A 12,523-nucleotide genomic window follows, 5' to 3' on the forward strand; every position below is an offset into this window, starting at 1 on the left:
GCCATTTTCATGGCTAATAAGTTAGAAAATCTAACTTATTTAAGTTCAGCAGTTGCACCGATTTCAGCAAGCTCTTTCTGGAAAGCTTCAGCTTCGTCTTTCGAGATGCCTTCTTTCAATACAGCAGGGCAAGATTCAACAGCGTCTTTCGCTTCTTTCAGGCCTAGACCTGTGATAGCACGAACAGCTTTGATTGCTTTAACTTTGTTCTCACCGAAAGCAGTAAGTACAAGGTTGAATTCAGTTTGCTCAGCAGCAGCTTCGCCTGCAGCAGCAGGACCTGCAGCAACAGCAGCAGCAGATACACCGAATTTTTCTTCCATTGCTTCGATTAGTTCAACAACTTCCATTACAGATAGTTCTGCAACAGCATCAATGATTTGGTCTTTAGTAAGAGACATGAGTCAATTCCTATATATAGATTATAAAATGGTATTACAGCAATTACGCTGCAGATTCTTCTTTCTGGTCGCGAATTGCAGCCAGAGTACGTACAAGTTTGCCCGCTGCAGCTTCTTTCATAGTAGCCATCAGTTTCGCAATTGCTTCGTCGTAAGTTGGTAATGTCGCTAAACGGTCGATTTGATCGGCTTCAATAAATTCGCCTTCAAATGCTAGCCCTTTAATTTCAAACTTTTCATTAGCTTTAGCAAAGTCTTTTAAAAGACGTGCTGCTGCACCTGGATGTTCGTTTGAAAAAGCAAGGATAGTAGGACCTGTAAACGTATCTGCCAGACATGCATAGTCAGTACCTTCAACTGCACGACGTGCTAATGTATTACGAATTACTCGTAAAAATACACCGTTTGCACGTGCTTTTGCACGAAGTTCAGTCATTGCACCTACTGTTACGCCACGTGAATCAGCGACAACAGCAGACAGAGCGCCTTTAGCAGCTTCGTTGACTTCAGCAACAATAGCTTGTTTGTCTTCGAGTCTTAATGCCATTTGGTTTTACTCCTGGATTCCACTAGGTTTTACCCTAGATAAACACCCTCACCTAATGGTGAGGCACTATTTTGGTTTCGGATCCAGTAGAATAATCTTTCTGGGGTCCGGTACCGTCTACGCAGGAAATTAAGTCAAATCAGAGATTTAACACCTGCGGTCTAAGAAGAGACCTAAGGCCCTCCAAAGTAAGGTCGCATATTATACAAACAATATGCCACCTTGTATAGTGACTTGATGATTAATCATCAAATCACTACAAAAAATTACGCTACTACTGTTTCTAGAGTTGCTTGGTCAACTTTAAGACCTGCACCCATAGTTGTAGATAGAGAAACTTTCTTAATGAATTGACCTTTAGCACCTGATGGTTTGCCTTTTTTAAGCGCAATAATCAAAGCTTCTAGGTTTTCTTTAATCTGTTCAGCAGTGAACGTTGCTTTACCGATTGTAGAATGGATAATACCATTCTTGTCGTTACGGTAACGAACCTGACCAGCTTTAGCATTTTTAACTGCATCAGCAACGTTAGGTGTAACAGTACCAACTTTCGGGTTAGGCATTAGGCCACGAGGACCTAAGATTTGACCTAATTGACCAACAACACGCATAGCGTCTGGTGATGCAATTACTACGTCAAAATCCATTTCGCCAGCTTTAACTTTAGCAGCAAGATCGTCCATACCAACGATATCCGCACCAGCAGCTAGAGCAGCTTCTGCGTTAGCGCCTTGTGTGAATACAGCAACACGAACTTCACGACCAGTACCATGTGGTAATACAGTTGCGCCACGTACGTTTTGATCACTACGACGAGGATCAACACCTAGGTTAACTGCAACATCAATGCTTTCGCTGAATTTAGCTGTAGCGAACTTTTGTAAAAGTGCTACTGCTTCATTGATGTCGTATTCTTTAGTTCCGTCAACTTCTGCACGGATAGCTGTCATGCGTTTAGATAATTTAGCCATTGTATTAACCCTCTACTTCCAGACCCATAGAACGAGCAGAACCCGCAATACAACGTACCATCGCTTCAAGATCGGCACCCGTTAAATCAACTTCTTTCGCTTTAGCGATTTCTTCAAGTTGAGCAACTGTTACTTTACCTACTTTATTTTTGTTAGGTACAGCAGAACCAGATTTGATGCCAGCAGCTTTCTTAAGTAAGTAAGATGCAGGTGGAGTCTTAGTTTCGAACGTAAAAGAACGGTCAGCATATACTGTAATTACTACAGGAACTGGCGCGCCTTTTTCTTGAGCTTCTGTTTTTGCATTGAATGCTTTACAGAATTCCATGATGTTAACACCGTGTTGACCAAGTGCTGGACCAACTGGTGGTGACGGGTTTGCCATACCAGCTGAAACTTGCAGCTTGATATATGCGGTTACTTTCTTAGCCATGATATATTACCTTTTTTTGGGTATAACGCTGAAAAAACTCAGCTTCCCGATGAATACATAAGTGACTGCATTATTGCAGCCTACTCGATCCTATTGAATTTGCCGTGTTAACTAAAGTTCTCACCACAAATAAAATGGGCGGCGAATTATAACTGTAAGCTACCTCATTTCACAAGATCTTTTGGTGTTTTTTTAACCTAATAACAATTACAGATGATTAAAAAAACAAAAAGCCAATAAGAATGACCTTATTGGCTTAGATAAGCATTAGCAAATAACTGATTTGTTATAAATTAATTAGCTTTTTTCAACTTGAGAGAATTCAAGTTCAACTGGCGTTGCACGACCAAAGATAGAAACCGATACTTTTAAGCGGCTCTTATCGTAGTCAACTTCTTCAACTGTACCTGAGAAGTCAGCAAATGGACCATCACTAACACGAACCACTTCACCTGCTTCAAACAAAGTACGTGGACGAGGAGTATCGTGAGACTCTTGTAAACGGTTAAGAATATTATCCACTTCTTTTTGAGAGATAGGAGCAGGACGTTCTGCTGTACCACCAATAAAGCCCATTACACGGTCAATGCTTTTTACTAAATGCCAGCTGTCGTCATTCATCGCCATTTCAACTAAAACGTAACCAGGGAAGAACTTACGTTCACTTTTACGTTTTTGTCCAGCACGCATTTCAACAACTTCTTCCGTTGGGACTAAGATTTGTCCAAAGTGCTCTTCCATTTCATTTAAACGGATGTGCTCAACTAATGTTTTTTGTACACGTCCTTCATACCCAGAAAAGGCTTGGACTACATACCATCTCTTTTTTTGAACTTCTTCAGTCATAATAAACCCTTAAATAGAGGTAGTGATAAACGCGATGAGGCGAACGAAAATGCCATCAAGACCCCACAATATCAAACCAACAATGGTTGATACCGCTAAGATGATTAATGTAGTTTGTACTGTTTCTTGGCGAGTTGGCCAAACAACTTTACGCACTTCAAGGCGCGCATCTTTAGCAAAACCAATAAACGTTTTGCCTTTTTCAGTAAATGCAGCAGAAAGAACGGCTAAAGCAGCTAATAATAAAAGTACTGCTACACGTAATACAACATGCGTTTCTTCGCCATATAAATAATTACCAACAATGATTGCTGCTAATAATAAAACGGTGATCGTCCATTTAACCCCATCGAATGAGCTTTTGCTGTTTTCAGAATTTACTGTTGTCATAACGCTTTTTATCCACTGTTAAAATTAATAATACCGACCCTAGCATCAGTTGCTAAGAGGTAAAACAACCACCTATTTAAAGCGATTGTTTAGTAGGTGAAAGACTGCTTTTATATTAAGCATAAGTCGCCACCTAAAAATAAAGCACGTAAGTATAAGGATTTTTCTGTCTTTTGTAACCTGATTATATATAAAAATAACAATTCTTATTGATAAAAGACAATCAAGCTACTTTTCTATTGCACGATCACCTAACAGTTGCCTCTATCAAACAAAGTATTGAGGTAGTTTATCTTATCATTTGAATCTACGTTTTATATTAAGAAGCTTATGAATAAACATGATTAAGAAACATTAACCTCAAACCTTACACTTAGCATGGCTGTTATTAATGCCCGCGCTTAACATAAAACAACGAACAGACTCTACCCGCTAAATATTGATTAGCAAGCATCATCCCTAAAAGCATAAAAACAATAAACACTAATATAACAGGATTCATTGAACTCAGGCTAGATACTGCAGGCCCAGGACAAAACCCAGCGAGCCCCCAGCCAATGCCAAATAAGCTAGCACCAAGAATTAAAGGCGCATCTACTTTTTTCTTATGGCTTAATTGTAAAGGTTCTCCACTGACTGCTGTTTGACGTTTTTTAATGACACCATGATAGATAGGCGTGAACACTAATAGCGCTCCTCCCATCACAAATGCAAGGCTAGGATCCCATGCGCCCGTTACATTTAAAAAAGCAGTCACTTTATTAGGGTCAACCATTTCAGAAATCACCATGCCAGCGCCAAACAACAAACCCGCTACGGCTGCTACTGCAATACGAAATAAAGATGAATAATGCATTTATATGGCTCCGAATAATTGACGAAAATAAACAACCACTATTGCACTAAGCATAAACACGACAGTAGCAACAATAGAACGCATCGAAAAACGTCCCATACCAACAATTCCATGACCACTAGTACAACCATTACCTAGACGAGTGCCAACACCTACGAGTAGACCCGCTAACGCTATCAGCAGGTAACTATCAGTGCTTACAAGCGGTAAATTGATATCGAAGGGAGCGATAAAAACTGCACTCAAAATCATCGTAATAATAAAAACAGCACGCCAAGCTGTGTCCCCTTTTTTAGGTTGTATCAAACCATTTACAATGCCACTAATACCGGCGACTTTACCACTAAATAACATCAGAATGGCGGCAGATAAACCTAACAACATTCCACCCAATAATGCATGCCAAGGTATTGAAAACGACATATAACTCTCTCAATTAAGTTGATTAAAACCAGTTTTACTTAAACACAAAAAATCCCATGCAAGCTAATGATTAACGCTTTAATACGAGGATCTGATAAGGAATAAAATACCTGCTGCGACTCTTTACGCACTTCAACTAAACCATTTTTGCGTAATACCGATAATTGTTGTGAAAATGCCGACTGACTTAATTCAGAACCAGCTTGTAATTGAGAGACCCCAACCTCCCCTTCTATTAATTGGCACAACACCATGAGGCGCTCTTGGTGAGCCATTGTTTTTAACAACTCAGCGACTTCACCTGCACGTAACTTCATTTCATCGAGTTCCATGAATTTCACCTTCTATGATTTATTTATTATGCAAACAATACTGACAGCATTAACATTAGTCAATTCTTATTTAGATCTAACTAAATTAGGCTAAGTTAAATTAGACAAAGCTAATTTAATGAATTATAGTTTTTGCAAATTCAAGCACGGCGAGTGCTTAATAATTAAAGATTAACAATCAAAAAAATCCCACTATCAAATTAATAATGAGCAATACGGAGTAAATTGGATATGACAAAAATTGTAATTATCGGTGGCGTTGCCGGAGGCGCATCAGCAGCGGCACGCGCAAGACGTTTAAGTGAAGATGCGCAAATTATTATGCTTGAGCGAGGTCCATTTATTTCCTTTGCGAATTGTGGATTACCGTACCATGTAGGTGGAGATATCGAAGATCGTAATCAATTATTACTACAAACGCCTGAAAGTTTTTTGGCACGCTTTAACGTTGATGTACGACCATTGTCAGAAGTTATTCGCATTAATCGCAACGAAAAAACAATCACTATTAAAAATGTCAATGATGGTAGTGAATATACTGAAAGCTATGACTTTTTAGTATTAAGTCCAGGGGCCGCTCCGATCGTACCTAATATACCGGGGATTGATAATCCATTAACGCACTCTCTGCGTAATATTCCCGATATGGATAACATCATCAATACCATTAAATACAATAAACCTAAGCACGCGACAGTGGTAGGTGGTGGTTTTATTGGATTAGAGATGATGGAAGCTTTTCATCAATTAGGGATTAAAACCACTCTATTGGAATTAGCAGACCAAGTGATGACACCAGTAGATAAAGAGATGGCAGGATTTGCTCATCAAGTGATCCGCGACCATGGTATCGACTTACGTCTAGGGGTTGCATTACAGGGTGTTGAATATATTAAAAATGATCACATCGCCAATCAAGACATTGGTGAAAGTATCGACAACCAACATTTACAAGGTGAGTTAAACCTCAGTTTAAGTAATGGCGAACAGCTCATCACGGACATATTGATTATGGCCATTGGTGTACGGCCTGAAACCAGTTTAGCTAAAGAGGCTGGATTGGATATCGGTTTATTAGGTGGTATTAAAACCAATTTGCAATTACAAACCAGTGATCCTGTTATTTATGCCGTTGGCGATGCCATTGAAGAACAGGACTTTGTAACCGATAAACCAACAATCGTCCCTTTAGCAGGCCCTGCAAACCGTCAAGGACGCATGGCTGCTGATAATATGTTTGGCCGCAATCAAGATTATCAAGGCACTCAGGGTACAGCCATTTGCAAAATATTTGACTTAGCAATCGCTTCAACCGGTCAAAATGAAAAACAACTTAAACAAAAAGGCATCAACTACGAGAAAGTCTTTGTGCACACAGCAAGCCATGCTAGCTACTATCCAGGTGCGGAAATAGTCTCATTTAAAATGTTATTTGACCCACAAACAGGAAAAATTCTAGGTGCCCAAGCCGCAGGTAAAGATGGCATCGACAAACGAATCGACATTATGGCCGTCGCGCAACGAGCAGGCATGACAGTAGAACAACTACAACACCTCGAACTCACTTACGCACCACCATTTGGTAGTGCTAAAGATGTTATCAACCAAGCAGCCTTTGTAGCGTATAACCTTATGCTTGGAGATACTAAAGCAATACATTTTGACGAAGTTGATCACTTAACTGACCAACAAGTGTTATTGGATGTGCGTACTGCAGGTGAACTAGAAGTTTTAGGACAAATTGGGGAGGCTATCAATATTCCAGTCGACGAACTACGTCAACGACTACATGAATTACCAAAAGACAAAGAGATCATCATCTATTGTCAGGTTGGCTTACGTGGCAATGTTGCTTATCGTCAGTTAGTGAATAACGGCTTCAAAGCACGCAACTTAATCGGCGGTTACCGCACTTATAAATTTGCCAAAGCTTAATAAGTTTAACTTATTTCGTATTACCACAATATGATGTGGTAATACGATTTAAAAACAGAACTCCGTCCTGATACCTTAGAAAAGCAAGATATGGTTAATTAAGCGTAATAAGTTTCAACTTTTTTAATGAAATCAGGTAACATTTCTACAGGTAACTGATTGATACCCGCTGCTGCAGCGCGCCCGCCACCAGTATCGAATTGACTACAAACGTCACCAGCACCTTGTTTATTTTCTAAGGGAGCACGTAAAGAGACAAGGTAACCGCCCTGCTCATTTTTAGTTAATACCGCAAATGCACTGCTTGGTTGCTGATTCGCTAGTAAGTTCCCATAAACGCCACTAATACGACGAGACCATTTTTCACCCGGCAACTCAAACACACTTAATACTTGGCTACTGTGCATAGCTGGGATAGACAATGCATTTTCTAAATCCGCTTGATAAGCAGCTTGTAGCGCATAATAAGGAGATGCCTTATCTTCAAATACATCAAATGGGCTTGGGTATTTAACTAACGCTTCATATAAATCTGCAGGGTCAAAATGTAAATCGGCAACATCAGCACCGTAACCATTATAATTAATTAACGTTCCTAGCTCTTTTAATAAGTCTGCTTGCTCTGTTGTATATCCTGCAGCAGTCGCTAATTGGTCAGCTTTACTAATCATGTTATCGCCATAAGCGGCACAAATAGCCCAATCATGGAACTGCCCTTTTAAATACTCATCAATGATTAACGCTGTGCACATATTTGCATCTAAATCGATTAAAGCGGTCAGCTTATCATGGTTAGGAATATCACCCGAACGATGATGGTCGGCATAAAAAACCGCAGTACCTTGGTCTAATGCAGCCACTAATTCGTTGGTATTCTTTTCCATCGAAATATCTAAGACTGTTAAAGTATCTTCAGGGTTAATATCAATCGTTTTTAATAGCTGAATATTACGTTTAACCCCTGTTACTAAAGTAGACGTTAATGGGCTTGATAGACGTAATTGTATTAATGAAATAATGCCGTCAGCATCTCCATTAAAAATATCATAATGCATAATATAACCTTCTTATGAAGTGGGCAATTGATGACCAAATAATCGATGAATTAAACCACTGAACTTGTCACTATGGGAGTAAAAATAATAATAAACAGCGAGTAATAAAATAAGTAAACTAGACATAATCACTTCAGGCACATGCAAGATCCCGCCAATAACACCAACACTGGCACTAAAAATAGCAAACGCAGAAAGTAAAATAAGCACCTGTTTATCAGATAAACCCATGTCTTGCAAAAGATGGTGAATATGGCCACGATCTGCGTGAAGTGGAGATTTTTTATCTTTTACGCGCCTAATTATATTCGCAATCATATCCAATACGGGTACCGCTATTAACCACAATGCAGTCACTGGTTTAAAAGCTGTTGGTGAATCAGGATCCACAATGGCATCATCAATATGCATTGACTCTTGACTACCCGCAATCAATAAACAAACAACAGTAAAGCCAATAAAAAAACTACCCGAGTCGCCCATAAATACTTTATAACGGTTGCGCGGTAGCATAGAAAGGTTACACATTAAAAATGGAATTAATGCTGCGATAAAGCAAATACAAGTAGAAGCTAAATATAATTTCCCATTGACGCCAAACAAAACGGCAAGCGCTAAAAAACTAATAAGACTCAAACAACCTAATAAACCATCGACACCATCAACCATATTAAAGGCGGAGATCACACCAATCACTACGATAATAGTAAAAATTAACGATGCACTATTTAACACTACCTCACCTAACGAAAATAAGTTACCTAAAGAAGATATTTGGAATTCAGCGAAATAATAAAGAAACGTCGTAATCGCAATCATTAACGACAACCGTAATGAGACCTTTAAATTAATCTTGTCATCAATCATGCCTAACAACATTAAAAAACCACCACAAAGGACGAAGGAAAGAACCTCGGGCGTGAATTGTTGATTCATATATAAAACAAAAACAAGCGTACAATAAAGAGCAGGTCCGCCAATAACAGGGATATTACCTTTATGGAGCTTTCGATGATCAGCTTTATCGACTAGTCCAAATTGAATAGCTTTAGGATGGAAAAAATAAAAAAGAAAAGAGGAAACAGCGAAAGACATAAGTGCAGTTACCATCATTGAAATAAACATAACTCACACCTGTATTATTTTTTCACTTATGATTCACTTCTTTGTGAAAGTAGTCATATTGAGAGAGCAAAGATAATACCACCCTAACCTTACACTTTTGAAGTATTTTAAAATATTTCAATAATAAAAATAAACCTACACCATAGGTTAAAACAGTATTTATAACTAAATAGTTAATGAGTTAGCGCTCATTTAAATGATTATTTTTGCTCAAATCCAACGCGCACGATTAATAAACAGTGTTTTTACTTAGTCGCAGCTAACGCTATAACCCCTCATAAACCTTAAGTGCTTGTTGTAAGTTAGCGTAAAAAGTAAGTTCACCCTGATGTAAAATAATCGCACTATCACAAAACTCTTCAATCTCTTTAATGTCATGACTAACCATAATAACATTTGCTGTTTTACTTTTATCTAACAGCGCTTGGCGTGCTTTTTTACGAAATTTTTGATCGCCAACAGAGGTTGCTTCATCAATCAAATACACATCAAAATCAATCGCAATACAGCAGCCAAAAGCTAAACGAGAACGCATACCACTAGAATAGTTTTTAACGGGTAAGTCATACTTAATACCTAATTCTGCAAAATGTTTCACTTTTTCTTCATATTCATCTAAATCGGCAACACCATTAACACGACCAATAAACCGTGTATTTTCACGCCCCGTCATTTGAGGGTGAATCCCAGTGGCTAAAGCCACTGGCCAAGAAATGGCTTTATCAGTAATCACTTTGCCTTTATTTGGGTATTCACTACCGGCTAAAATCCTAAATAATGTTGACTTACCTGCGCCATTCGAGCCTAAAATACCAATATTATGCCCTTCAGGAATTTCAAAATTAATATCCTGAAATATATATTGATGCCCTAGATCAGAAGGGTAATATTTGGTTAAATTTTGTAATTTGATCATAGTTTCATACAAAGCATTATTAAAAAATGAACAGTGAGCTTATCTTTATTCACAAAATGGAGCAAGATCCCTCGATAAAACAAATAAATATTTAATTTGAATTAGTTGTAATCGTCCCTTTTGAATTTAAGACCTTAACCTTTGAACTTCCAGCTGCAGCCTTTACCCTGCTTGGAAACATGTTTTGACTTTGGGGCGCATACTTCAGCCTGCTTCTTTTGACCTTTTCGCTTTGTGTGATATTTCATTGCTATTCGTTCGCTGCGTTCATCGAGGCTAATAGTAGTATGCGAAACATCTTTAAGGGGCGCTGGCTTTAGCCTGCTTCTTTTGACCTTAGTCTTTGGGTTTTGCTGTTGTTCTAGTCATTTATGGTTCGCTTTACTCATCGAGGCTAATCGTTGTACGCGATAACCCGCATACTGGCAGGCTGAAGCCAGCGCCCCGAATATCAAGCTATGCTTGATAGCTATCGCACTATGTTGCGATGAGTGATGGTTTTGATTTTTGGTATAACGTAATTGACGAACAATATTGTAAGATGTGATACATCTTGTAAGGGCCGCATGGGCGAATTAGCCGACAGGCTAGGGTAATGAGCGGAAGAGCTCTGCGATTCCTTTTTTCAGCCTGCTTTTTAGTTTTTTGTATGAAGCAATTGGCGAACAATATCACAAGTTGCGAAACATCTTTAAGGGGCGCTGGCTTCAGCCTGCTTCTTTTAGGTGTTAGGTTTATGCTTTTGACCTTCGCTACCAAAGTAAAAACACAAAACAGAAAACATTTGCAAACTGAAGCTTGCCTCAAGCATAGCCGCTATTATCTATCCTTTACCCTTTACCCTTTACCTATTTCAACAAGCATGCCTTTATCCAGCACTAACAACTTATCTTTCAAACTTTCTTTCGCTTGCTCATCACCATGCACAATAATGACTTTTTCAGGACCTTTACGAATACGTTTAATAAAATTCACTAAATTAGATTGATCGGCATGGGCTGAGTAACCCGAAATCGTATGAACGCCTGCATTAACCGTTAGTTTCTCACCATCAATAAACACATAACCGCCACTTGGTCCATACTGTTGAATCTGACGCCCTAACGTACCACGAGCTTGATAACCCACAAACAACACATCAGCAGTCGGTTCAGTGATAAATCGTTTCAAATAATTAACAACCCGCCCGCCACTACACATACCACTCGCAGCAATCACAATCGCAGGTTTACTACGATTTGCTAAATACTCAACCACTTGCATGTGTTCTTGGTGTGTATCAACCGTATACAAACTATCAAAGTTTAAAGGCTGTCTGCCTTGTTTCACACGTCTTTTAGCTTCAGCATCCCATAACGTCTGAAAATGTTGATAATGCTTTGTGAACTTAGCGGCCATCGGCGAATCAACAATCACTTCAATATCAGCCAGTTTTTTAAACTTCGCTTTTGCGGTGATCTGCTCTAACTCATACAACAACTCTTGCGTTCGCCCAATACTAAATGCAGGAATAATCACCACCCCATTATCACTAATCGCTTTAATTAATACCTTTTCTAAACTCTTAGCACGATCACGTCGTCCTTGATGGTTCTTATCGCCATAGGTACTTTCAATCACCACAATATCAGCTTTATAAGGGCTTTTAGGGGAAGCTAACAAAGGAGAATAAGTGGCACCGAGATCACCAGAAAAAACAACACGCGTGGCAGGCTGAGCAACAGATATAACATCAATCTCAATATAAGCAGAACCCAAAATGTGGCCTGCCGGTTGGAATTTCACTTTAGTTTGAACATCCCCCACTAAATCCAATGCAAACCATTGCTTATAAGGCACTGCAACCAGTTGCTTAGTTAACCGCGCTAAACACGCCTTAATAATCGATTGATTACGAGTGACGCCAACCTTAAGCGCATCTTCAATCACCATTGGTAACAAAGCCGCAGTCGCTTCTGTGGCAATAATCGGCCCATTAAATCCTGCGGCTAATAAATAAGGCAAACGTCCAACATGGTCAATATGACAATGCGTCACTAATAAAGCTTGAACCGTACTAATATCAAACTCGATAGATAACAAATCATCGTCACCTCGACCAGACGTTTCAGCACCTTGAAACAAACCACAATCAACCAACACACTATTAGCTGAATCAATCACCAATTGATGGCAAGAACCAGTCACACCATTAACAGCGCCATGATGTAATATTTTCATAAAAGCAACCTTTTAAAAAAAGTATTAAACCACTTTATTCTCTTTTCTTCGGTATTCAAATTACGAAGTCTAA

Annotated in this window: 14 protein-coding genes; 1 reads left to right on the forward strand and 13 read right to left on the reverse strand. The window is 39.0% G+C overall.

Translation table 11 applies throughout. The features are described 5' to 3' along the window. Positions 1-35: 35 nt before the first annotated feature. The 9 genes from rplL to GQR44_RS14115 all read right to left on the reverse strand — a co-directional run bounded on the left by rplL (position 36) and on the right by GQR44_RS14115 (position 5,199). Entirely contained in the window at positions 36-401 is a 366-nt protein-coding gene (gene rplL, locus GQR44_RS14075) for a 50S ribosomal protein L7/L12 (RefSeq protein ID WP_028869210.1), read from the reverse strand. 43 nt (positions 402-444) lie between these two features. Next, positions 445-948 carry a 50S ribosomal protein L10 gene (rplJ, locus tag GQR44_RS14080; RefSeq protein WP_028869211.1) on the reverse strand — a complete coding sequence of 168 codons (504 nt, stop codon included), beginning with the start codon at positions 946-948 and terminating at the stop codon, positions 445-447. A 266-nt stretch (positions 949-1,214) separates the two neighbouring features. Continuing rightward, positions 1,215-1,919, reverse strand: a complete 705-nt coding sequence (gene rplA / locus GQR44_RS14085) for a 50S ribosomal protein L1 (protein ID WP_166372389.1) — start codon at positions 1,917-1,919, stop codon at positions 1,215-1,217. Positions 1,920-1,923: 4 nt separating this feature from the next. Next, on the reverse strand, positions 1,924-2,352 hold the full coding sequence (rplK, locus tag GQR44_RS14090; protein ID WP_028869213.1) for a 50S ribosomal protein L11: 429 nt from the start codon (positions 2,350-2,352) through the stop codon (positions 1,924-1,926). 297 nt (positions 2,353-2,649) lie between these two features. Continuing rightward, entirely contained in the window at positions 2,650-3,198 is a 549-nt protein-coding gene (gene nusG, locus GQR44_RS14095; protein WP_028869214.1) for a transcription termination/antitermination protein NusG, read from the reverse strand. Positions 3,199-3,207: 9 nt separating this feature from the next. Further along, positions 3,208-3,588, reverse strand: coding sequence for a preprotein translocase subunit SecE (gene secE, locus GQR44_RS14100; RefSeq protein ID WP_028869215.1), 381 nt, complete (start codon positions 3,586-3,588; stop codon positions 3,208-3,210). A gap of 388 nt (positions 3,589-3,976) precedes the next feature. Then, positions 3,977-4,444, reverse strand: coding sequence for a YeeE/YedE family protein (locus GQR44_RS14105; RefSeq protein WP_166372390.1), 468 nt, complete (start codon positions 4,442-4,444; stop codon positions 3,977-3,979). Next, positions 4,445-4,867, reverse strand: coding sequence for a YeeE/YedE thiosulfate transporter family protein (locus GQR44_RS14110; RefSeq protein WP_166372391.1), 423 nt, complete (start codon positions 4,865-4,867; stop codon positions 4,445-4,447). It abuts the gene before it with no gap. 38 nt (positions 4,868-4,905) lie between these two features. After that, positions 4,906-5,199: a metalloregulator ArsR/SmtB family transcription factor gene (locus GQR44_RS14115; RefSeq protein WP_166372392.1), complete on the reverse strand. Its 294-nt coding sequence runs from the start codon at positions 5,197-5,199 to the stop codon at positions 4,906-4,908. 231 nt (positions 5,200-5,430) lie between these two features. Here GQR44_RS14115 and GQR44_RS14120 point away from each other — a divergent pair, with 231 nt between their 5' ends. Then, positions 5,431-7,134, forward strand: coding sequence for an FAD-dependent oxidoreductase (locus GQR44_RS14120; protein ID WP_166372393.1), 1,704 nt, complete (start codon positions 5,431-5,433; stop codon positions 7,132-7,134). A gap of 98 nt (positions 7,135-7,232) precedes the next feature. On the opposite strand, the gene GQR44_RS14125 is transcribed toward GQR44_RS14120, so the two are convergent. From GQR44_RS14125 to GQR44_RS14140, 4 genes are all read right to left on the reverse strand, one after another. After that, positions 7,233-8,189, reverse strand: coding sequence for a DHH family phosphoesterase (locus tag GQR44_RS14125; RefSeq protein ID WP_166372394.1), 957 nt, complete (start codon positions 8,187-8,189; stop codon positions 7,233-7,235). Positions 8,190-8,201: 12 nt separating this feature from the next. Further along, entirely contained in the window at positions 8,202-9,314 is a 1,113-nt protein-coding gene (gene wecA, locus GQR44_RS14130) for a UDP-N-acetylglucosamine--undecaprenyl-phosphate N-acetylglucosaminephosphotransferase (RefSeq protein ID WP_166372395.1), read from the reverse strand. A 265-nt stretch (positions 9,315-9,579) separates the two neighbouring features. Beyond that, the gene (locus GQR44_RS14135) at positions 9,580-10,230 is read right to left on the reverse strand and encodes an ABC transporter ATP-binding protein (RefSeq protein WP_166372396.1); all 651 of its coding nucleotides are present in this window, start codon (positions 10,228-10,230) and stop codon (positions 9,580-9,582) included. Between the two features lie 837 nt (positions 10,231-11,067). Continuing rightward, positions 11,068-12,450, reverse strand: a complete 1,383-nt coding sequence (locus tag GQR44_RS14140; RefSeq protein WP_166372397.1) for an MBL fold metallo-hydrolase — start codon at positions 12,448-12,450, stop codon at positions 11,068-11,070. Between the last annotated feature and the right edge of the window lie 73 nt (positions 12,451-12,523).

It is taken from the genome of Psychromonas sp. SA13A, from assembly GCF_011378715.1.
In the GTDB taxonomy this organism is placed as follows: domain Bacteria; phylum Pseudomonadota; class Gammaproteobacteria; order Enterobacterales; family Psychromonadaceae; genus Psychromonas.

Coding starts and splice junctions, on each gene's coding strand:
- rplL (WP_028869210.1), bottom strand. CDS start 401: ATGTCTCTTACTAAAGACCAAATCATTGATGCTGTTGCAGAACTATCT.
- rplJ (WP_028869211.1), bottom strand. CDS start 948: ATGGCATTAAGACTCGAAGACAAACAAGCTATTGTTGCTGAAGTCAAC.
- rplA (WP_166372389.1), bottom strand. CDS start 1,919: ATGGCTAAATTATCTAAACGCATGACAGCTATCCGTGCAGAAGTTGAC.
- rplK (WP_028869213.1), bottom strand. CDS start 2,352: ATGGCTAAGAAAGTAACCGCATATATCAAGCTGCAAGTTTCAGCTGGT.
- nusG (WP_028869214.1), bottom strand. CDS start 3,198: ATGACTGAAGAAGTTCAAAAAAAGAGATGGTATGTAGTCCAAGCCTTT.
- secE (WP_028869215.1), bottom strand. CDS start 3,588: ATGACAACAGTAAATTCTGAAAACAGCAAAAGCTCATTCGATGGGGTT.
- GQR44_RS14105 (WP_166372390.1), bottom strand. CDS start 4,444: ATGCATTATTCATCTTTATTTCGTATTGCAGTAGCAGCCGTAGCGGGT.
- GQR44_RS14110 (WP_166372391.1), bottom strand. CDS start 4,867: ATGTCGTTTTCAATACCTTGGCATGCATTATTGGGTGGAATGTTGTTA.
- GQR44_RS14115 (WP_166372392.1), bottom strand. CDS start 5,199: ATGGAACTCGATGAAATGAAGTTACGTGCAGGTGAAGTCGCTGAGTTG.
- GQR44_RS14120 (WP_166372393.1), top strand. CDS start 5,431: ATGACAAAAATTGTAATTATCGGTGGCGTTGCCGGAGGCGCATCAGCA.
- GQR44_RS14125 (WP_166372394.1), bottom strand. CDS start 8,189: ATGCATTATGATATTTTTAATGGAGATGCTGACGGCATTATTTCATTA.
- wecA (WP_166372395.1), bottom strand. CDS start 9,314: ATGTTTATTTCAATGATGGTAACTGCACTTATGTCTTTCGCTGTTTCC.
- GQR44_RS14135 (WP_166372396.1), bottom strand. CDS start 10,230: ATGATCAAATTACAAAATTTAACCAAATATTACCCTTCTGATCTAGGG.
- GQR44_RS14140 (WP_166372397.1), bottom strand. CDS start 12,450: ATGAAAATATTACATCATGGCGCTGTTAATGGTGTGACTGGTTCTTGC.